The sequence below is a fragment of the Clostridium sp. AT4 genome, from assembly GCF_001517625.2.
Classification (GTDB): domain Bacteria; phylum Bacillota; class Clostridia; order Lachnospirales; family Lachnospiraceae; genus Enterocloster.
On record NZ_LN999828.1, the window covers coordinates 1 to 20,651 of the forward strand.

Genomic DNA, 20,651 nt, shown 5'->3' on the forward strand with positions numbered 1-20,651 from the left:
GTGGGGGTGTAGCTCAGTTGGGAGAGCACCTGCCTTGCAAGCAGGGGGTCAAGAGTTCGAATCTCTCCATCTCCACTCGCCAAGCATGAGAATGCGAGGCGCACATGTACCTTGAAAACCGCATATTGAACAAAAAGAATTGAATATTCAATCGAATATCAAGACATCCGAGGCCATACATGAAAGTGTATGGAAACAAACAACAAATTTGTAAACCTAGAACCAAAGGATGCAACGCTATGCATCTAAAGATAAGTAGCCCGCACCCGCAGGCGAACATCGTTTGGTCAAGCTATAAAGAGCGCAGGGTGGATGCCTTGGCACTAAGAGCCGATGAAAGACGTGATAAGCTGCGAAAAGCTTCGGGGAGGAGCAAATATCCATTGATCCGGAGATATCTGAATGGGGAAACCCGGCTGAGCAACCCTCAGTCACCGTACAGTGAATCCATAGCTGTGCGGAGGGAACCCGGTGAACTGAAACATCTAAGTAGCCGGAGGAAAAGAAAGAAACATCGATTCCGGGAGTAGCGGCGAGCGAAACCGGAGGAGCCTAAACCAGCGTGCGTGCATGCTGGGGTTACGGACTGCATAAGTGAGCTGATTCGTTAATGGAACGGGCTGGGAAGCCCGGCCAGAGAGAGTGAGAGCCTCGTACATGAAAGCGATAGGCAGCGGCAGGATCCAGAGTACCGCGGGACACGAGAAACCCTGCGGGAAGTCGGAGGGACCACCCTCCAAGGCTAAATACTCCTTAGTGACCGATAGCGCATAGTACTGTGAAGGAAAGGTGAAAAGGACCCCGGGAGGGGAGTGAAAGAGAACCTGAAACCCTGTGTTTACAAGCTGTGGGAGCACGTTAAGGTGCGACCGCGTACTTTTTGTAGAACGGTCCGGCGAGTTGCCGGCGCTGGCAAGGTTAAGCGGTAAAGCCGTGGAGCCGAAGGGAAACCAAGTCTCAAATGGGCGTAAAGTCAGCGCAGGCAGACCCGAAACCGGGTGACCTATCCATGTCCAGGTTGAAGCGGAAGTAAAATTCCGTGGAGGACCGGATCCACATCCGTTGAAAAGGGTGGGAATGAGGTGTGGATAGGGGAGAAATTCCAATCGAACCCGGAGATAGCTGGTTCTCCTCGAAATAGCTTTAGGGCTAGCCTCGTATTAGTTTAGCGGAGGTAGAGCACTGAATTCCTAAGGGGGCGTCAAAGCTTACCAAGGGATATCAAACTCCGAATGCCGCATAAATGATGTACGGGAGTCAGACTGCACGAGATAAGTTGGGCAGTCGAAAGGGAAAGAGCCCAGACCTACAGCTAAGGTCCCAAAGTGTGTGTTAAGTGGAAAAGGATGTGGGATTTCAGAGACAACCAGGATGTTGGCTTAGAAGCAGCCACACATTCAAAGAGTGCGTAATAGCTCACTGGTCGAGAGGTCCTGCGCCGAAAATGTCCGGGGCTGAAACACAACACCGAAGCTTAGGAACGAGAGATCGTTGGTAGAGGAGCATTCTTAAAGGGGCGAAGCAGTACCGGCAAGGAGCTGTGGACTTTTAAGAAGAGAGAATGCCGGAATGAGTAGCGAGATGGAGGTGGGAATCCTCCAGGCCGAATATCCAAGGTTTCCAGAGTAAAGCTGATCTGCTCTGGGTAAGTCGGGGCCTAAGGCGAGGCTGAAAAGCGTAGCCGATGGACAACAGGTTGAGATTCCTGTACCGCGTATCATCAGAACTGTGGGGACACAGAAGGACAGCACATCCCGGGAATGGGAAGACCGGGGCAAGCAGGGTAGGAGTCAGGCAGGCAAATCCGTCTGGCAATCCGAAGCTGTGATGCGGAGCGAACAGAAGTAGCGAAGTGTGCGATTCCGGCTGTCAAGAAAAGCCGCTATTGTGTGATACGTGCCCGTACCGTAAACCGACACAGGTAGATGAGGAGAGAATCCTAAGGCCGGCGGGAGAAGCATTGTTAAGGAACTCGGCAAAATGACCCTGTAACTTCGGGAGAAAGGGTGCCTGGGAAACCAGGCCGCAGAGAATAGGCTCAAGCAACTGTTTAGCAAAAACACAGGTCTATGCAAAACCGTAAGGTGAGGTATATGGGCTGACGCCTGCCCGGTGCTGGAAGGTTAAGAGGAGAGGTTAGAGCAATCGAAGCTTTGAATTGAAGCCCCAGTAAACGGCGGCCGTAACTATAACGGTCCTAAGGTAGCGAAATTCCTTGTCGGGTAAGTTCCGACCCGCACGAAAGGCGTAATGATTTGAGCGCTGTCTCAACAATGCACCCGGTGAAATTGAAATACCAGTGAAGATGCTGGTTACCCGCGCCAGGACGGAAAGACCCCATGGAGCTTTACTCCAGCTTGATACTGGGATTCGGTACTGCATGTACAGGATAGGTGGGAGGCTTTGAATCATGGACGCCAGTCTGTGAGGAGCCGCTGTTGGGATACCACCCTTGCGGTATTGGATTTCTAACCTGCAGCCATGACCTGGCTGGGGGACAATGTCAGGCGGGGAGTTTGACTGGGGCGGTCGCCTCCGAAAGGGTATCGGAGGCGCTCAAAGGTTCCCTCATAATGGTTGGAAACCATTAGAAGAGTGCAAAGGCATAAGGGAGCTTGACTGCGACACCGACGGGTGGAGCAGGTACGAAAGTAGGACTTAGTGATCCGGTGGTATGAAAGTGGGATTGCCATCGCTCAACGGATAAAAGCTACCCTGGGGATAACAGGCTTATCACTCCCAAGAGTTCACATCGACGGAGTGGTTTGGCACCTCGATGTCGGCTCATCGCATCCTGGGGCTGTAGCAGGTCCCAAGGGTTGGGCTGTTCGCCCATTAAAGCGGTACGCGAGCTGGGTTCAGAACGTCGTGAGACAGTTCGGTCCCTATCCGGCGCGGGCGTAGGATATTTGAGAGGAGCTGTCCTTAGTACGAGAGGACCGGGATGGACAGACCGCTGGTGTACCTGTTGGCCTACCAAGGCCATGGCAGGGTAGCCAAGTCTGGACGGGATAAACGCTGAAGGCATCTAAGCGTGAAGCCCCCCTCAAGATGAGATATCCCATCGCAAGAGTAAGACCCCTTGAAGACGACGAGGTAGATAGGTCAGAGGTGGAAGTGCAGCAATGCATGGAGCTGACTGATACTAATCGGTCGAGGGCTTGACCAGAAGGTTTAGGGAAAACGGTTGTGGCTTGGTTGTTCAGTATGTGGTTTTGAAGGTATATGTGAAAAATTAAAAATTATGCTTGCAAAAACTGGAAAGATGTAGTATAATAATCCAGTCAGCGTAATTTGTATTCCTCGATAGCTCAGTCGGTAGAGCAAACGGCTGTTAACCGTTGGGTCGTAGGTTCGAGTCCTACTCGGGGAGCTTAGTGGAAGTCATGGCGACTACTACTGAATATGGCCCCATGGTCAAGCGGTTAAGACATCGCCCTTTCACGGCGGTAACACGAGTTCGAATCTCGTTGGGGTCATTTGAACATCATGTTCAAGATATGCCGATGTGGCTCAATTGGCAGAGCAGCTGATTTGTAATCAGCAGGTTATCGGTTCGAGTCCGATCATCGGCTTTACTGCTCAAGCAGTAGATAATTTAAAAGGTATAGTTCCGGACCTTTAGCTCAGTTGGTTAGAGCAACCGGCTCATAACCGGTCGGTCCTGGGTTCAAGTCCCCGAAGGTCCATTCTTCCTAGCTAAAGTTGTAAGAACTATATTAAAACATATGGCCCGGTGGCTCAGCTGGTTAGAGCGCCGCCCTGTCACGGCGGAGGTCGACGGTTCGAACCCGTTCCGGGTCGTTTGCATCTGATAAGATGCATTACAATTTAATACAATTTGGGGTCTTAGCTCAGCTGGGAGAGCATCTGCCTTACAAGCAGAGGGTCATAGGTTCGAGCCCTATAGGCCCCATTTGTGTTTTGCGGGTGTGGTGGAATAGGCAGACACAAGGGACTTAAAATCCCTCGGACTTAACATCCGTGCCGGTTCAAGTCCGGCCACCCGCATTTTTATTCGGTCACACAGGAGAAGGTATCTTGTGCGGCTGTTTTTATATCCGCGGGCATGGCGGAATTGGCAGACGCGCCAGATTTAGGTTCTGGTGTCCAAGACGTGCAGGTTCAAGTCCTGTTGCCCGCATTAAGAAACGTTGTATTGTCATGATTCATGGCGATGCAGCGTTTTTTTCATGCGCTGGATTTCCGATTGTTTTGACCGAATTTACCATCAGTTTTGTGAATATAGGTTTATACGGCACAGCTGAAATGACTACTGTCTTGTCATATGACAAAAAGAGTGCTATAATGCCTGATGTTGTGTGGAATATTTCAGAGGAATGAGCATTATGGAGGAACTCATGTCAATAACAGAAGAAATCAATCATGTAAAAAAGGAAAAGAATGCAGTAATCCTGGCCCATTATTATGTTGCAGATGAGGTGCAGGAGATTGCGGATTATATTGGAGATTCTTACTATTTGAGCAAGGCAGCTCAGAAGACTGCTGCAGATATCATTGTATTTTGCGGAGTGAAATTTATGGGAGAAAGCGCTGCGATTTTGAACCCGGAAAAGAAGGTTCTGATGCCGGATCTGACGGCAGACTGTGCCATGGCCCATATGGTACAGCTGGAAAAAATCCACGAGATGAGAGAAACATATGAGGATCTGGCGGTGGTCTGTTATATCAATTCCACGGCAGAAATTAAGACATATTCGGATGTGTGTGTAACCTCGGCCAATGCGGTGAAAATTGTAAGGAATCTGCCGAATCAGAATATTTTCTTTATTCCGGATGGAAATCTGGGAAGGTATGTGGCAGAACAGGTTCCGGAGAAGCATATCATTTTCAATGACGGTTATTGTCCCATCCATGCGGCTATGTCTGCTGAGGCCGTAAAAAGGGAAAAGGAAAAACATCCGGAAGCCAAATTTCTGGTTCATCCTGAGTGTACCGGGGATTTGCTGAAGCTGGCAGATTACATAGGAAGCACATCGGGGATCATTGATTTTGCAGCAGAGGATGATGGAAAGGAATACATTATCGGTACAGAATCAGGGGTATTGTATGAACTGAAAAAACAGAATCCGGATAAAACGTTTTATACGCTTACAGAAAATCAGATCTGCACAGATATGAAGCTGATTACGCCTGAAAAGGTTCTACAGGTTTTAAAGGAAGAAATCAATGAGGTTAAGGTTCCGGAGAAAGTGAGGATTCAGGCAGGAGCACCGCTGAAAAAAATGCTGATGCTGGCCCGATAATGTGAAATGAAGACAGATATTTTAATCGTAGGAAGCGGCTGTTCAGGTCTTTACTGTGCACTGAACCTTCCGGTAAGCAGACAGATTACGGTGATCACAAAGGCAGGAGCAGAGGAAAATGATTCCTATCTGGCTCAGGGTGGAATGTGTATGCTGAAGGATGAATCCGATTATCAGGGATTTTTTGATGATACAATGAAGGCAGGACATTATGAGAATGATGAAGCCTCCGTAGAGATTATGATTCGTTCCTCCAGGTCTGTAGTGGAGGATCTGCTGCAGTTTGGGGCAGATTTCCAAAAGGATGAGAATGGGGAGCTGGTGTTTACTAGAGAGGGAGCCCATTCAGAGAAAAGGATCATATTTCACAAGGATGTGACAGGAAAAGAGATTACCAGCACACTTTTAGCCCAGGCAAAGAGACGATCCAACATTATGCTGCTGGAGCATACGTCTATGATCGATATTATTGAGGAAAATAATATATGCTATGGGGCTGTGGTTCAGAGACAGGATGGAAGCCTGGAAACCATTGAGGCGGATTACACGGTTATGGCAACAGGAGGGATCGGCGGATTGTACCGACATTCTACCAATTTCCGCCATCTGACAGGAGACGCACTTGCAGTCGCAGTCCGCCACAAAATTGCGCTTAAGGATATTTCTTATGTACAGATTCACCCGACCACACTGTACGCGGATGAGGAGAGGAGTTTCCTGATCTCTGAGTCTGTGCGGGGAGAGGGGGCGGTGCTGCGGGATAAAAACGGAGAGCGCTTTGTCAATGAACTTCTTCCAAGGGATCTGCTGACAAAAGCCATTTTAGAACAGATGGAAAAAGATGGAACAGAGTTTGTCTGGGAGGATCTGCGCACCATACCCGAAAATGAGCTGAACCGCCATTTCCCCAATATTGTTGAACATTGCAGGAAAATAGGCTATGATGTAACAAAGGAATGTATACCAGTAGTTCCGGCTCAGCACTATTTTATGGGAGGAATTAAAGTCAGCCATGAAAGCCGAACGTCCATGGAACAGCTTTATGCGGTAGGCGAGACTGCCTGCAACGGTGTCCATGGAAAAAATCGTCTGGCCAGCAATTCTCTTTTGGAAAGCCTTGTATTTGCAAAGCGGGCGGCTCTTGATATGGCGGAGCATTTGGGAGAGGTAAAAAGAAACAGCCATCTGTTTGAAACATTGGATATGAGCCAGTATAAGGATTTATCCGGATTATATAAAACGTATCACGAATTGGTGAAAAATGAGATTAAAGGAGAAGAAAGATGTACGATCAGGTAACTTTAAAATTAAATGTGGATCCACTGATTTTAAGCGCACTGCGCGAGGATATTACAAGCGAGGATGTGTCGGCAAACAGCATTATGAAAAAGGCTCAGGCCGGAGAGGTGGATCTGATCTGCAAGCAGGATGGCATTATCTGCGGCCTGCAGGTCTTTGAACGTGTATTTGCCCTTTTAGATGAAAGCACAAGAGTTGAGTTTTTTGCAGAGGATGGAGAGGAAGTAAAGAGCGGACAGCTGCTTGCAAAGGTTTACGGCGATATCCGCGTGCTTCTGTGCGGAGAGCGCACGGCTCTCAATTATCTTCAGAGAATGAGCGGCATTGCCACATATACCCATTCAGTAGCAGCATTATTAAAGGGGACTAAGACAAAGCTTCTTGATACAAGAAAGACAACACCGAATAACCGTATTTTTGAGAAATATTCGGTTCGTGTAGGCGGCGGAAATAACCACAGATATAATCTCTCCGACGGCGTACTGCTGAAGGACAACCATATTGGAGCCGCCGGAGGCGTGGCAGAGGCTGTGAAAATGGCAAAGGAGTACGCTCCTTTTGTGCGGAAAATTGAGGTAGAGGTAGAGACTCTGGACATGGTAAAGGAGGCCGTTGAGGCAGGCGCAGATATTATTATGCTGGATAATATGAGCCATGAACAGATGAAAGAGGCCATAGAATATATTGACGGGCGAGCTGAGGTGGAGGTGTCCGGAAATGTGACAAAAGAGAACATTTCACGCCTGACCGATCTTGGTGTGGATTATATTTCCAGCGGAGCATTGACGCATTCTGCACCGATTCTGGATATTTCACTGAAAAATCTTCACGCAGTCTAAAGAAGAGAGGGACAGGAATGAACGGTACAGAAAGACGGGAACAGATTCTGAGTATACTGAAAAACAGCGAAAAACCGGTTCCGGGGGTGGAGCTGGCCAGAATCCTTCATGTGAGCCGTCAGGTAATTGTGCAGGATATGGCGCTTCTGCGTGCCAATGGAGTGGAAATCCTCTCTACGAACCGCGGATATGTGATGGCAGAGGAGCACAGCTGCAGCCGCGTATTTAAGGTGATCCATACGGAGAAGCAGGTTGAAGAGGAACTGAATCTGTATGTGGACTTTGGCGGGAAGGTGGAGGATGTATTCGTATACCACAAGGTTTACGGTGTCATCCGGGCAGATATGAATATCAAATCCAGAATGGATGTAAAGCGGTATCTGCAGGATATTTCTGAGGGAAAATCCACTCAGCTGATGAAGCTCACATCGAATTACCATTATCACACCATTTCTGCCGAGCGTGAGGAGATTCTGGATATGATACAGGAGGAGCTGGAAAAACGGGGGTTTCTGGCAAAGCTTCAGGATTATGAACCGGTGGATTTCTGAAGAACATCAGAAGAAGCTTAGTGTGAAATGTAAAAACTCAAAGTACTTGGGACTAGCCCACGGGCCTGTGGTTTGGTATAATATTCCTATGAATGAAAACACGGAGGAGTTACAGATGAAGGTTTTTGTTAAAAATGGAACGATTGTATCAGAAACGGGGCAGTATCAGGGCGATCTCTGCATAGAAAACGGAGTTATTTCACAGATTGGCACCCATTTAGAGCCGGCGTCGGAAGAAGAAGCCCAGGTGATTGACGCGGCGGGAAAATATGTGCTTCCCGGAGGCGTAGATGTTCATACCCATATGGACCTTTTAGCCGGATCCAGCCGGGCTGTGGATGATTTTTACGATGGCACCGTAGCTGCAGCCTGCGGAGGCACCACCTCTATTGTGGATCATATGGCCTTTGGGCCGGCCGGCTGCCCTCTTCATCATCAGCTGAATGAATATCACGGGCTGGCAGATCATAAGGCAGTGATCGACTATGGGTTTCACGGTACCTGCCAGCATGTGAACGAAGAGATCCTGAACGAGTTAGAGGACATGATGAAGGACGGTGTTCCCAGCGTAAAGGTATATCTGACCTATGATTTTAAGATTGATGACGACGGAGTGCTTCAGGTATTAAAGAAAATGAAGCAGCTGGGGGGCGTGACTGCATTTCACTGTGAAAACCATGCGGTTGTGCAGTTCTTAAGAGGAAAGCTGGTATCAGAGGGCAATACGGCACCCATTTACCACGCCAAGAGCCGCCCCAATCTGGCAGAGGCAGAGGCAGTGCGCCGGGTGCTTTACCTGGCAAAGCTGGCTGGAGATGCGCCGGTGTATATTGTCCACTTATCCTGTAAGGAAAGTCTGGAGGCAGTAAAAGAGGCCAGAGCAGAGGGACAGAAAAACATTTTTGTGGAGACCTGTACACAGTACCTGGTTCTGACAGAGGAGCGGTATCTGGATGAGGATGGATTAAAATATATAATGTCACCGCCTCTGCGCACAAAGGAGGACTGTGAAGCACTGTGGAAGGGCATTGCAGAGGGTGAGATCCAAGCAGTGGCTACGGATCACTGTCCGTTTAATTACAGAAAGGAAAAGCAGCTTGGAAAGGATGACTTTACCAAATGCCCCAATGGAGCGCCGGGAGTGGAAGAACGCATGATCCTTCTGTTTTCCGAGGGTGTTATGACGGGAAAGATCAGTCTGGAAAAGCTGGTGGAAATTGCCTGTACACAGCCTTCAAGAATCTACGGCCTGTATCCGAAAAAAGGCTGCCTGCAGCCCGGAGCGGATGGTGACCTGCTGATTTTAGACCCTTCAAAGGAATGGGTGCTGACTCACAGCCATATGCACAGTGCAGTGGACTATACTGCCTATGAAGGAATGAAGATAAGAGGTTCCATTGAACTGGTAATGCAGAGGGGAAATATAATTGTAAAAGATAACCATTTTTTGGGAAAACAGGGAGACGGCCATTTTATTTTCAGAAAACCGCTTTCGCTGTGTGAATAAGGAAAAATCGGGCGCTGCCGCCATGAAAGGATGGTCTGGTAGCGCTTTTGGCAATTTATTAGGGAGAAAAACGGCTGTTGTCTGAATTTAATATTTTCCAATATTCCTCTTTCATTTCACATGATTTTGTAGTAGTATAGTACACGGCACTATATCTAGTGGTTTTTCCAGATGAGAAAGGAATAAACCGGGGGTGCTTATTATTATGAGATAAAATGACAGATATAAGCGAGGGATCGGGATGAGTGTTGACGTTAAGACAAATGTGATTAAGAGAAATGGGGAAGAGGTAGACTTTAATTCCCAGAAGATCATAAATGCGGTTCACAAAGCAAACGAAGAGGTAGACCGGCTTCATCAGATGAATGACTATCAGATTATCGCCATTGCAGATAATATTGCAAATAAGGTGAATGAATCCACTCATGCAGTGAATGTAGAGGATATTCAGGATATGGTGGAAACCGGGATCATGGCCATGAGAGGCTATGAGGTGGCACAGAAGTATGTACGCTACCGCTATAAGAGAGAGCTGACCCGTAAGTCCAACACTACAGATAACGGGATCCTGTCCCTGTTAGACAATATCAATGAAGAGGTCAATCAGGAGAACTCCAATAAGAATCCGGTTATCAATTCCACTCAGAGAGATTATATGGCAGGAGAGGTGAGCAAGGATTTATCCCGCCGTGTGCTGCTGCCGGAGGAGATCGTGAGAGCCCATGAGGAGGGCATTATCCATTTCCATGATACGGATTATTTTGCACAGAGGGAGCACAACTGTGACCTTATCAATCTGGAGGATATGCTTCAGAACGGCACGGTTATCAGTGAAACGCTGATCGAAAAGCCTCACAGCTTTTTTACGGCCTGCAATGTAACCACACAGATCGTTGCCCAGGTTGCCAGCAACCAGTACGGCGGCCAGTCCTTTACGCTGGCCCATCTGGCTCCCTTTGTGGATATCAGCCGTCAGAAGATCCGTAAAAATGTGATTGAGGAGCGCAAAGAGTGCGGAGAATCCTTAGATGAGGCAATTATCTCAAAGGTAACGGAGCGCAGGCTGAGAGATGAGGTACGCAGCGGAATCCAGACCATTCAGTACCAGCTCATTACCCTGATGACCTGTAATGGACAGGCTCCCTTTGTAACCGTATTTATGTATCTGGATGAGGTGCCTGAGGGACAGACAAGGGATGACCTCGCCATGATCATCGAAGAGGTTCTGGTACAGAGGATGCAGGGTGTGAAAAATGAAAAGGGCGTCTGGATTACGCCTGCATTCCCTAAGCTGATCTATGTGCTGGATGAGGATAACATTTCAGAGGAATCCAAATACTGGGGACTCACAGAGCTGGCTGCAAAATGTACGGCCAAGCGGATGGTTCCGGACTATATTTCTGCAAAAATCATGAAGGAATTAAAACAGGGGGATGTATACCCCTGCATGGGCTGCCGTTCCTTTTTGACCGTTGAGGATTCCCAGAGAAATGCAGACGGAAGCCACAAATACTACGGCCGTTTTAATCAGGGCGTAGTGACGATCAATCTGGTAGATGTGGCCTGTTCCAGCGAGGGCGATATGGATGAATTCTGGAAGATTCTGGATGAACGTCTGGAGCTGTGCCACAGAGCCCTCAGATGCCGTCATGAGCGCCTGCTGGGCACGATTTCCGATGTGGCGCCGATTCTCTGGCAGAACGGCGCTCTGGCCCGCCTGAAAAAGGGAGAAAAGATTGACCGTCTGCTCTTTGACGGCTATTCTACCATTTCTCTGGGCTATGCGGGCCTGTATGAAATGTGTATGAGGATGCTGGGCAAGTCCCATACCGATCCGGAGGCCAGACCCTTTGCACTGAAGGTAATGAAGCGTCTCAATGACAAGTGCAGGGAGTGGAAGGAGGCAGAGCATATCAGCTATTCCGTATACGGTACGCCTATGGAATCCACGACCTATAAGTTTTCTAAGTGCCTCCAGAAGCGTTTCGGAATCATTCCGGGCGTAACGGATAAAAATTATATTACAAACAGCTATCATGTCCATGTGTCGGAGCAGATTGATGCCTTCAGCAAGCTGAAATTTGAGGCAGAGTTCCAAAAGCTGTCGCCGGGCGGTGCGGTAAGCTATGTGGAAGTCCCAAATATGCAGAACAACATTCCGGCTGTTTTATCTGTGATGAAGTTTATTTATAATAACATCATGTATGCGGAGCTGAATACGAAGAGCGATTACTGCGAATGCTGCGGCTATGACGGAGAAATGGCAATCAAGGAGGATGAATCCGGAAAGCTTATCTGGGAGTGCCCCAACTGCGGAAATCAGGATCAGAACCATATGTTTGTAGCCCGCAGAACCTGTGGTTATATTGGAACCCAGTTCTGGAACCAGGGACGGACTCAGGAGATCAGAGACAGGGTGCTTCATCTGTAAGCGTTTTTGGGCCGGTCCGAAAGGAGAGCAGGATGAATTACGGAAATATTAAGGAATGTGATATTGCAAACGGTCCAGGGGTCCGGGTCAGCCTCTTTGTATCCGGCTGCAGGCATCACTGTAAAGGCTGCTTTAATGCAGAAACCTGGGATTTTGGATACGGAAAACCGTTTACAGAGGAAACCGGCAGAGAGATTCTCAGGCTGCTGGAACCGTCCTATATCCAGGGTTTCACCGTTTTGGGCGGAGAACCTTTTGAGCCGGAGAACCAGCCGGCTGTGGCAGAGCTTTTAAAGCAGATCCGAATGGTATATCCGCAGAAGGATATCTGGTGCTACAGCGGTTATCTTTATGATTCAGATATGCAGCCGGGAGGCAGGGTATACACAGAACATACGCAGGAGATTTTAAAATGTCTGGATGTGCTGGTGGACGGTGAATTTGTGGAAGCAGAGAAGGATCTGACCCTGGTATTTCGGGGGAGCAGCAATCAGAGGCTTCTGAAGCTGAAAGACGGAATTGCCTGCGGAAACTGGCCGTAAGTATGAAATTTTTATGAAATAACAGGGGGGCAGCCAAGGCTTTCTTGCATAATTCATCAAATTGAATTATAATGAAAATCAACCTGGCGGCGCCCCTGTATTGTAATCGGTGCTGTCTTTCTGGAAAGGAGAAGCAGTATGAAGAGACGTTTTGGAGTAATGGCAATGGCCGCTGTATTGAGCGCAGCTTTGGCAGTTCCGGCTTATGCGGGTACATGGAAATATGTAAATGACCAGTGGAAGTATCAGCGGAGTGCGAATAAGTTTGCCTACAATGAATGGATTCAGGATAAGGGAAAGTATTATTATCTGGACAATGACGGTTATGTGACAACGGGCTGGCAGCAGATAGAGGGCCAGTGGTATCATATGGACAGCACAGGAGCCATGGAAACCGGCTGGTTTAAAGACAGTGACAGCGGAAAATGGTACTATCTGTATCCAAGCGGTGTAATGGCGGTTAATACAGTAATTGATGGAAGAACCATTGGAACAGACGGAGTGTGGGTACCGGAGGAAGGGGCGGTAGAGCCGTCGGACAGCGTTGATCTGTCTACCCAGCAGTTGGTTCAAAATATGGAAGGAATTTCCACAAAGGGATATTCGATCCTCACATCGGCCAGAACCGGAGGCGGGGAGCGCTGGGATAATGCGGTCCGGCTGAAGGGAAAAGGAAGCCATGTAATCTGCAATACCAACGGCGAATATCGGCTTTTATACGGTTCCTTCGGCCCATCGTCTTCTCAGTTTGACAGCGGCCTTATGGCCAGAGTGACTGTTTATGGGGATAACGATCAGGTACTTTATACCTCTTCGGATATTCATCACAATGAGAAGGTAACCTACTTTGGAGTAGATGTCTCCGGACAGAACCAGATCAGAGTAGAGGTTTCCCTGTCAAAAGATAACGGGTATGATGATCCTGTGATTCTGTTTAATGGGCTGGCTTTATACAAATAGAAACATAAGATAATAAACTGCCGCAGTCAGAAGGCGATTCTTCAGGCATATGTCCTGGATGCGCGTTCTGGCTGCGGCAGTTTTCAGTTTATAGATTTATTTTTCGGCCTTTTTAACAGAGATAACAGTTCCGGTAAACGCATCAACCTCACTTAATTCTCCGGTGTAGGTAACAGTAACCGTGTCACCGTTTTTTACATCAGAGAGCCCTTCAGGCGTTGCGTCAAAGGACAGGACAAAGGATGTGCCCTCGCTGTCGGTTATGTTAAACATAAAATCCTTGATTTCATCAATGGTGCCTGTAATGGATGAGGTCTTGACATCCGTATCAGCGGAGGAGGCTTCAGCAGAAGGAGTGTCTGCGGACTCGGAAACTTGTGTGGAAACGGTTTCTTCTGCGGAAGAAACCGGCTGAGAAGAGGGCTGGGCCCCGCATCCGGTTGCCAAAATAAGGGAAACGGCTGCTGCTGCGAATAAATTTCTTTTTTTCATAATAAACCTCCATAAGTATATGCAATATATTTTTCAGTACATATGCTTAGACGGGAGGCGGGGTGAGAAAGTTGCAGAGAGAAAGTTATTTTTTTATTGTGCATTTTAAACAAAAAAGTGAAAATGTAATGTGAGGGGGGAAGATGGAAAAAACCATATAAAATATAAATTATATGCTCGATTGGAAATTTTAGAACATTAAAAAAATTGTGATAATATACAAAAAATAATGAAATAATGAATGGATATTGACATGAATGATAATGGGTGTTACAATCGTAGCAACTTAATAAATAAAACATTTAACGTTGATGAGCTCAAAAAGCCAGCCGTTTCGGTTGGCTTTTTTGTTTTTTGTGCACAAAGCGTTGAGTGTAGAATTTATCAGATTCAGAAAAGTGTCTGCCGGCAAATCACTTTTTTGAATAAAATGTTTTCGAAAACAAAGCGCAACCAGAAAAATGTAGATTCTGCAGATGCAGAGGAAAGAGGAAATGAACTTATGAAAAAAGAGCTTATTTACCAGCATATTGATCACACATTATTGAAGGCGGTTTCTTCATGGGAAGATATTCATAAATTATGTGAAGAGGCAGTTGCGCATGGAATGGCATCTGTCTGTATTCCGCCATCCTATATCAAGAGAGTACATGAGGTATATGGTGATAAGCTGAATATCTGTACAGTAATTGGTTTCCCCCTGGGATACAATACCACAGAAGTGAAACGGTCAGAAGTGGAGCAGGCAATTGCAGAGGGAGCCAAAGAAGTAGACATGGTTGTAAATCTGGGAGATGTAAAAAATGGAGATTTTGACCGTGTAACAGAAGAAATTGCTACTCTGAAACGTGCAGCAGGAGACAAGATCTTAAAGGTAATTATTGAAACCTGTTATCTGACAGAAGAAGAAAAGATTCGTCTTTGCAGGTGTGTGGCAGACGGAGGAGCAGATTATATCAAGACATCTACCGGATTTGGTACTGCAGGAGCAAAGATTGAAGATATCCGTCTTTTTAAAGAGAATCTTCCAAAAGATGAGGATGTAAAGATGAAGGCAGCCGGAGGCGTGAGAACCAGAGAAGATCTGGAACTGTTTTTAGAAGAGGGATGCGAGCGGATTGGAACCAGTTCTGCAATTAAGATACTGGAAGACGGCGAAAATAATAACGGGGCTTACTAATTAGAGTTCAGATTGAGAAAGGAGAAGGATCATGAAAAAAACGATGAAAAAAATAGGTGCAGCATTATTAGCAGCGATGATGGTTATGTCAGTAACAGGATGTTCTCAGGGCGGTAATACAGCAGGTACTTCAGCTGCAGGAGAAGGTGCTTCCGGTGCGGGTGCTGAGATTGCGATGATTGCAGATGGCGGAAGCATTGATGACCAGGGATTTAACCAGGGAACATATGAAGGCGTAAAACAGTATGGTGAGGAAAAAGGAATTTCCTACAAATATTATAAACCGGTAGAAAAGACAACAGATGCATATTTGTCAGCCATGGAATTGGCAATCGAAGGCGGAGCAAAAATTATTGTAGCACCCGGCTTTCGGTTTACGGAGGCAATGTATGTAGCGCAGGATACATGGCCGGATCTTAAATTTGTTCTTCTGGATGGAGTTCCTTCCAGCAATGGAGATACAAAGATTGGTGAAAATACAGTAGGTATTCAGTATGCAGAGGAACAGGCCGGTTTTCTGGCCGGCTATGCAGCGGTTGTAGAAGGGTACAAAAAACTTGGCTTTATGGGAGGCGTTGCAACTCCGGCAGTTGTACGTTACGGATACGGTTTTATCCAGGGAGCTGAGGCTGCTGCAAAGGAAATGGGTGTGAGTGATGTACAGATGAATTACTATTATACAGGTACATTTGATGCTACTCCAGAAACTCAGACACTGGCAGCAACCTGGTATCAGAATGGAACAGAGATTATTTTTGCATGCGGATCCGGTGTTGGTCAGTCTGTTATGGCAGCAGCTGATGCTTCTGCATCAGGCAAGTCCATTGGCGTAGATATTGACTGGGCAGGAGAATCTGAGACAGTTGTTACTTCTGCTATGAAATCTTTAAGCGGTACAGTATATCAGATGCTGGAGAAGTTCTACAGCGACAGTTTCCCGGGCGGAGAGAACATTATGATGGACGCATCCAACAAGGGTGTGGAACTTCCGATGGAAACCTCCAGATTTGAAACGTTTGATCAGGCTAAGTATGATGAGGTTTATGGAAAACTGGCAGACGGCACATTTAAGCCGCTCCGCGATGTAAATGAAGAGGGAACTTCCTATACACTGGATCAGATTTCTGACGGAACAATCGAGGTAACCGAAGTAAAATAAAGAGTATTCAGCTAGTGGGATGCCGGGAGAATGAATATGGAATATGTAATTGAAATGTTGGGAATCCGAAAGGAATTCCCAGGAATTGTTGCAAATGATAATGTAACACTTCAGCTAAAACGTGGTGAAATTCATGCATTACTGGGAGAGAACGGTGCAGGAAAATCAACATTGATGAGCGTACTGTTTGGTATGTATCAGCCAGAAGCCGGTGAGATACGCAAGAATGGACAGGTTGTACATATAAAGAATCCCAACGACGCAAATAAGCTGGGAATTGGTATGGTTCATCAGCATTTTAAGCTGGTTCATAACTTTACGGTTCTGGAGAATGTAATTCTGGGTGTGGAAACCACCCAGAAGGGGCTTCTGAAAATGGATGAGGCCCGCAAAAAGGTAGTAAGCCTGTCGGAAAAATATGGGCTGAAGATTGATCCAGACGCATTGATTTCTGATATTACAGTAGGTATGCAGCAGAGAGTAGAGATTTTAAAGATGCTGTATCGTGATAATGAAATATTGATTTTTGATGAACCAACCGCTGTTCTGACTCCTCAGGAGATTGATGAACTGATCAAGGTTATGAAGAATCTGGCAGCAGAAGGCAAGTCGATCCTGTTTATTACCCATAAACTCAATGAGATAAAAGAGGCCGCTAACCGCTGTACAGTACTGCGAAAAGGAAGATATGTAGGTACGATTGACGTTGCTTCCACCACCAAAGAAGAAATGTCTGAAATGATGGTGGGAAGAAAAGTAAATTTACAGATTGATAAGGGAGACTATAATCCGGGTGAATGTGTGCTGGCTGTAGAAGACTTAAGCGTAAAGAATCATTTTACAGGAAAGCTGTCTGTCAATCATGTATCGTTTGATGTAAAGGCAGGAGAAATTGTCTGTATTGCAGGAATTGACGGAAACGGACAAAGTGAACTTGTATATGCTCTTACAGGACTGACACCGACTGAGAGCGGATCGATTCACTTGAAAGGTCAGGATTTTACTCACATGAGTATCAGAGAGCGCAATACTCATGGACTTGGACATATCCCGGAAGACCGTCATAAACACGGATTGGTTCTGGACTATGATCTGGCATATAATACAGTACTCCAGAGTTATTTTGAAAAAAAGTTCCAAAATCATGGTTTCTTAAAAGAGCGGGAGATTTACAGCTATGCAGACGGACTGATTCAGTCGTTTGATATCCGCTGCGGACAGGGAGGTAAGACCATCTCCAGAAGTATGTCCGGAGGCAATCAGCAGAAGATCATTATTGCAAGAGAGATTGACCGTAATCCGGATCTTTTAATCGCTGTGCAGCCTACAAGAGGTCTGGATGTAGGTGCGATCGAATACATCCATAAGCAGTTAGTCGCGCAGAAGAAGGCGGGAAAAGGGGTTCTTCTGGTATCCCTGGAACTGGATGAGGTTATGAGTATCAGTGACCGTATTCTGGTAATGTATGAAGGTGAGATCGTTGCCGATTTAAAACCGGAGGATGTAACGGTACAGGAACTGGGACTCTATATGGCAGGGTCCAAAAGGAGGGCATAGAACGTGAAAAGAAAATCTCTTCCATCCGGCGTTTCCAGTTTTCTGGCGTCTGTTATGGCAATTCTTCTGGGAATGCTTGTCGGATTGATTATTTTAGTAGCAAGTAATCCGGCACAGGCAGGTCAGGGCTTTACAGCAATTCTTCTGGGCGGTCTGTCAAACTTAAAGAACATGGGGCAGGTACTGTACTATGCAACACCTTTGATCATGACAGGTTTATCTGTGGGATTTGCCAGTAAGACCGGACTTTTCAATATCGGAGCATCCGGTCAGTTTATCGTCGGGGCATTCGCAGCAGTGTTTGTAGGTGTACGTTTTACATTTTTACCGGGTGCTCTTCACTGGATCGTAGCTCTTTTAGCAGCGATTCTGGCTGGTGCTTTATGGGGAATGGTTCCTGGTATTTTAAAAGCAACAAGAAACGTAAATGTGGTAATTGGATGTATCATGATGAATTATATTGGAATGTATTCTGTGAATGCTCTGGTGAGTGCGTTCATTTATGATCCGCTGCAGAGTCAGTCTCTTCCGGTAGACGCAGATGCAATTCTTCCAAAGATGGGAATGGATATGATCTTCCGCTATAATAACCGTCCATCCAGTGCTAATGCGGGAATTCTGATTGCAATTCTGTCAGGTGTTGCAATTTGGGTCATCCTCCAAAAGACTGTGTTTGGTTATGAATTGAAAGCCTGCGGCTATAACAGTGAAGCAGGCCGTTATGCAGGTATGAATGAAAAGAAAAATGTGATTTCTTCTATGGCAATTGCAGGTGCTCTGGCTGGTCTGGGCGGCGGTTTGCTTTACCTTGCAGGTTCCGGAAACGGAATTCAGGTAGTAGATACGCTGGCAGCAGAAGGCTTTAACGGTATTCCGGTAGCGCTGCTTGCTATGAATAATCCAATCGGTATTATCTTCTCCGGTATTTTTATCGCATACTTAAAGGTGGGCGGAGATCAGATGCAGCTGTATAATTTCGTTCCTGAGGTTATCGATATTATTATTTCTGTAATTATCTATTTCAGTGCATTTGCGTTGGTATTCAGGGGTGTAGTCAGCAAGGTATTCTCGGGGAAAAAGACGGATACGGCAGATAAGACGGCGTGAAAGGAGAAGTGACATGAGTTTATTATATTTTTTGGTTCAACAAATGATGCTTTTTTCCATCCCGCTGCTGATCGTTGCACTGGGAGGAATGTTCTGTGAGCGAAGCGGTGTTATCAACATTGCTCTGGAGGGCATCATGGTGCTGGGCGGATTTGCCGGGATTCTGTTTATCAATCTGTTTCAAGGTGTACTTCCCGGACAGCCGATTTTGCTGATTGCACTGCTGATTTCTATGGTGACCGGAATGGTGGTATCTCTGGTTCATGCATATGCCTCTGTAAATATGAAGGCAAATCAGAGTATCAGCGGTACAGCAATCAATATGTTCGCTCCGGCATTTGCTATTTTTGTTGCCAGAGTAATCCGCAATGTGCAGCAGATTCCGTTTGAGAATCAGTTCCGAATTGAAAAAGTACCGGTTTTGGGAGATATTCCGGTGATAGGAGGAATGTTTTTCCAGAATGCCTATATTACTACTTATCTGGGAATTCTGATTCTGGTGGTTTCCTGTGTAGTTCTGTATAAAACAAGATTTGGACTTCGTCTGCGTTCCTGTGGTGAACATCCGCAGGCAGCAGCATCTGTGGGAATCAGCGTTTATAAAATGCGTTATATGGGTGTACTGATTTCAGGCGCGTTAGCTGGTATTGGCGGACTGGTATACATCATTCCTACTTCTACCAGTTTCAATGCATCTGTATCAGGATATGGATTCCTGGCCCTGGCTGTTTTGATCTTCGGTCAGTGGAAACCTGGAAAGATCCTTTTAGCAGCTCTGTTTTTTGGTATCATGAAGACCATATCTTCTGCATACTCAGGAATTCCGATTCTTGCAGATTTTGGCATTCCAAGCAGTATTTATAAAATGATTCCATATTTGGCAACCCTGATTGTTCTGGCACTCAATACGAAGGGATCCCAGGCGCCAAAGGCATCCGGTGTTCCTTATGATAAAGGTGCGAGATAACACAGACTGTATTTATGTATTTATATGAACAGGAGGATAATAATATGCCGTTTTTAAATGAGGAAGGAAAACAGTATCATATAAATTGTAAGGAAGGGGATGTGGGTCGTTATGTGCTGCTTCCTGGAGATCCATTCCGTACGGATGTGATCGCATCTATGTTTGATGATGCAAAACTGGTGGCTCACAACAGGGAGTGTAAAACCTGGACTGGAACATTGAACGGAGAAAAGGTATCTGTTACTTCTACTGGTATGGGCAGCCCGTCTACAGCAATCGTAGTAGAAGAACTGATTCGTTGCGGTGCAGATACGTTTATTCGCGTGGGAACTTCCGGGCGTGTGTGTCCCGCCTCCCAGGATATGTCTTTAAATGGTGTGATCAACACTGCAGCAGTACGGGATGAAGGGACAACGATTTCTTACGTTCCTCTGGCTTATCCGGCAGTGGCTGACCGTCATGTAGTAGATGCACTGGCCAGAGCAGCTAAAAAGCTGGGTTATAATTTTGCAGAGGGTATTACCCATTCGAAAGATGCATTTTATGCGGAGATTGAGCCGGATAATATGCCCAACAGCGACTATGTAAAATCCCGCTGGCAGGCGTGGGAACGCTCGAATGTAATGTGTTCTGAGATGGAGGCTGCTGCGATTTTCATCGTTTCTTCCATCAGAAACTGCCGTGCATCTGCCGTTATGGCGTACAAGAAAGTAAACCTCCAGGCTGCGATGGAAACAGCAATTGAGGGTCTGCGGATTTTAATTGAAGAAGACAAGAAGCTGGGGAGGTAACG

15 protein-coding genes, 9 tRNA genes and 1 rRNA gene are annotated in these 20,651 nt (G+C 46.5%); 24 read left to right on the forward strand and 1 reads right to left on the reverse strand.

The annotated features are described in order from the left end of the window. Positions 1-2: 2 nt before the first annotated feature. The 18 genes from BN3656_RS06085 (at position 3) to BN3656_RS06175 (ending at position 13,396) form a co-directional block, all read left to right on the forward strand. Positions 3-75 (forward strand) — tRNA-Ala (locus tag BN3656_RS06085). Between the two features lie 210 nt (positions 76-285). Next, positions 286-3,169, forward strand: a 23S ribosomal RNA gene (locus BN3656_RS06090). 131 nt (positions 3,170-3,300) lie between these two features. Then, a tRNA-Asn gene (locus tag BN3656_RS06095) sits at positions 3,301-3,373 on the forward strand. A 34-nt stretch (positions 3,374-3,407) separates the two neighbouring features. After that, positions 3,408-3,479, forward strand: a tRNA-Glu gene (locus tag BN3656_RS06100). Between the two features lie 23 nt (positions 3,480-3,502). After that, positions 3,503-3,575, forward strand: a tRNA-Thr gene (locus BN3656_RS06105). A gap of 40 nt (positions 3,576-3,615) precedes the next feature. Then, positions 3,616-3,689 (forward strand) — tRNA-Ile (locus BN3656_RS06110). A gap of 41 nt (positions 3,690-3,730) precedes the next feature. Beyond that, a tRNA-Asp gene (locus tag BN3656_RS06115) sits at positions 3,731-3,804 on the forward strand. Positions 3,805-3,843: 39 nt separating this feature from the next. Next, positions 3,844-3,916: transfer RNA gene (locus BN3656_RS06120), tRNA-Val, on the forward strand. 10 nt (positions 3,917-3,926) lie between these two features. Beyond that, positions 3,927-4,011, forward strand: a tRNA-Leu gene (locus tag BN3656_RS06125). Positions 4,012-4,063: 52 nt separating this feature from the next. Further along, a tRNA-Leu gene (locus BN3656_RS06130) sits at positions 4,064-4,144 on the forward strand. Between the two features lie 217 nt (positions 4,145-4,361). Then, complete coding sequence (nadA, locus tag BN3656_RS06140; RefSeq protein ID WP_066546122.1) at positions 4,362-5,267, forward strand: quinolinate synthase NadA; 906 nt, start codon at positions 4,362-4,364, stop codon at positions 5,265-5,267. Between the two features lie 6 nt (positions 5,268-5,273). Beyond that, positions 5,274-6,566 (forward strand): L-aspartate oxidase, encoded by a 1,293-nt coding sequence (locus BN3656_RS06145; RefSeq protein WP_066545330.1) that lies wholly within the window; start codon positions 5,274-5,276, stop codon positions 6,564-6,566. Next, positions 6,551-7,405 (forward strand): carboxylating nicotinate-nucleotide diphosphorylase, encoded by an 855-nt coding sequence (gene nadC, locus BN3656_RS06150; RefSeq protein ID WP_066545331.1) that lies wholly within the window; start codon positions 6,551-6,553, stop codon positions 7,403-7,405. The genes BN3656_RS06145 and nadC overlap by 16 nt, the downstream gene beginning before the upstream one ends. A 17-nt stretch (positions 7,406-7,422) precedes the next feature. Continuing rightward, the gene (locus BN3656_RS06155; protein ID WP_066545333.1) at positions 7,423-7,956 is read left to right on the forward strand and encodes a transcription repressor NadR; all 534 of its coding nucleotides are present in this window, start codon (positions 7,423-7,425) and stop codon (positions 7,954-7,956) included. A gap of 115 nt (positions 7,957-8,071) precedes the next feature. Beyond that, positions 8,072-9,463: a dihydropyrimidinase gene (gene hydA, locus BN3656_RS06160; protein ID WP_066545335.1), complete on the forward strand. Its 1,392-nt coding sequence runs from the start codon at positions 8,072-8,074 to the stop codon at positions 9,461-9,463. A gap of 241 nt (positions 9,464-9,704) precedes the next feature. Further along, positions 9,705-11,894, forward strand: coding sequence for an anaerobic ribonucleoside-triphosphate reductase (gene nrdD, locus BN3656_RS06165; protein WP_066545337.1), 2,190 nt, complete (start codon positions 9,705-9,707; stop codon positions 11,892-11,894). 32 nt (positions 11,895-11,926) lie between these two features. Then, entirely contained in the window at positions 11,927-12,436 is a 510-nt protein-coding gene (nrdG, locus tag BN3656_RS06170; RefSeq protein WP_066545339.1) for an anaerobic ribonucleoside-triphosphate reductase activating protein, read from the forward strand. A gap of 138 nt (positions 12,437-12,574) precedes the next feature. Next, positions 12,575-13,396, forward strand: coding sequence for an NPCBM/NEW2 domain-containing protein (locus BN3656_RS06175; protein ID WP_066545342.1), 822 nt, complete (start codon positions 12,575-12,577; stop codon positions 13,394-13,396). Positions 13,397-13,492: 96 nt separating this feature from the next. On the opposite strand, the gene BN3656_RS06180 is transcribed toward BN3656_RS06175, so the two are convergent. After that, entirely contained in the window at positions 13,493-13,888 is a 396-nt protein-coding gene (locus tag BN3656_RS06180; protein WP_066545344.1) for a hypothetical protein, read from the reverse strand. A gap of 502 nt (positions 13,889-14,390) precedes the next feature. Between BN3656_RS06180 and deoC the strand changes: the two genes are divergently transcribed. The 6 genes from deoC to BN3656_RS06210 are packed head-to-tail and all read left to right on the forward strand — an operon-like array spanning position 14,391 to position 20,649. Next, entirely contained in the window at positions 14,391-15,068 is a 678-nt protein-coding gene (gene deoC, locus BN3656_RS06185) for a deoxyribose-phosphate aldolase (RefSeq protein WP_066546128.1), read from the forward strand. Between the two features lie 31 nt (positions 15,069-15,099). Then, complete coding sequence (locus BN3656_RS06190; protein ID WP_242962954.1) at positions 15,100-16,227, forward strand: BMP family ABC transporter substrate-binding protein; 1,128 nt, start codon at positions 15,100-15,102, stop codon at positions 16,225-16,227. Positions 16,228-16,263: 36 nt separating this feature from the next. After that, the gene (locus BN3656_RS06195) at positions 16,264-17,784 is read left to right on the forward strand and encodes an ABC transporter ATP-binding protein (RefSeq protein ID WP_066545346.1); all 1,521 of its coding nucleotides are present in this window, start codon (positions 16,264-16,266) and stop codon (positions 17,782-17,784) included. 3 nt (positions 17,785-17,787) lie between these two features. Next, complete coding sequence (locus BN3656_RS06200) at positions 17,788-18,891, forward strand: ABC transporter permease (protein ID WP_066545347.1); 1,104 nt, start codon at positions 17,788-17,790, stop codon at positions 18,889-18,891. A gap of 13 nt (positions 18,892-18,904) precedes the next feature. Further along, entirely contained in the window at positions 18,905-19,858 is a 954-nt protein-coding gene (locus tag BN3656_RS06205; RefSeq protein ID WP_066545349.1) for an ABC transporter permease, read from the forward strand. Between the two features lie 44 nt (positions 19,859-19,902). Next, positions 19,903-20,649, forward strand: a complete 747-nt coding sequence (locus tag BN3656_RS06210; RefSeq protein WP_066545351.1) for a nucleoside phosphorylase — start codon at positions 19,903-19,905, stop codon at positions 20,647-20,649. The last annotated feature ends 2 nt before the right edge of the window (positions 20,650-20,651 follow it).

What these genes read in the sequence shown, in the direction of transcription:
- BN3656_RS06155 (WP_066545333.1), top strand. Translation starts at nt 7,423, where the DNA reads ATGAACGGTACAGAAAGACGGGAACAGATTCTGAGTATACTGAAAAAC.
- nadC (WP_066545331.1), top strand. Translation starts at nt 6,551, where the DNA reads ATGTACGATCAGGTAACTTTAAAATTAAATGTGGATCCACTGATTTTA.
- BN3656_RS06210 (WP_066545351.1), top strand. Translation starts at nt 19,903, where the DNA reads ATGCCGTTTTTAAATGAGGAAGGAAAACAGTATCATATAAATTGTAAG.
- BN3656_RS06205 (WP_066545349.1), top strand. Translation starts at nt 18,905, where the DNA reads ATGAGTTTATTATATTTTTTGGTTCAACAAATGATGCTTTTTTCCATC.
- nrdD (WP_066545337.1), top strand. Translation starts at nt 9,705, where the DNA reads ATGAGTGTTGACGTTAAGACAAATGTGATTAAGAGAAATGGGGAAGAG.
- nadA (WP_066546122.1), top strand. Translation starts at nt 4,362, where the DNA reads ATGTCAATAACAGAAGAAATCAATCATGTAAAAAAGGAAAAGAATGCA.
- BN3656_RS06195 (WP_066545346.1), top strand. Translation starts at nt 16,264, where the DNA reads ATGGAATATGTAATTGAAATGTTGGGAATCCGAAAGGAATTCCCAGGA.
- BN3656_RS06175 (WP_066545342.1), top strand. Translation starts at nt 12,575, where the DNA reads ATGAAGAGACGTTTTGGAGTAATGGCAATGGCCGCTGTATTGAGCGCA.
- deoC (WP_066546128.1), top strand. Translation starts at nt 14,391, where the DNA reads ATGAAAAAAGAGCTTATTTACCAGCATATTGATCACACATTATTGAAG.
- hydA (WP_066545335.1), top strand. Translation starts at nt 8,072, where the DNA reads ATGAAGGTTTTTGTTAAAAATGGAACGATTGTATCAGAAACGGGGCAG.
- nrdG (WP_066545339.1), top strand. Translation starts at nt 11,927, where the DNA reads ATGAATTACGGAAATATTAAGGAATGTGATATTGCAAACGGTCCAGGG.
- BN3656_RS06180 (WP_066545344.1), bottom strand. Translation starts at nt 13,888, where the DNA reads ATGAAAAAAAGAAATTTATTCGCAGCAGCAGCCGTTTCCCTTATTTTG.
- BN3656_RS06145 (WP_066545330.1), top strand. Translation starts at nt 5,274, where the DNA reads ATGAAGACAGATATTTTAATCGTAGGAAGCGGCTGTTCAGGTCTTTAC.
- BN3656_RS06190 (WP_242962954.1), top strand. Translation starts at nt 15,100, where the DNA reads ATGAAAAAAACGATGAAAAAAATAGGTGCAGCATTATTAGCAGCGATG.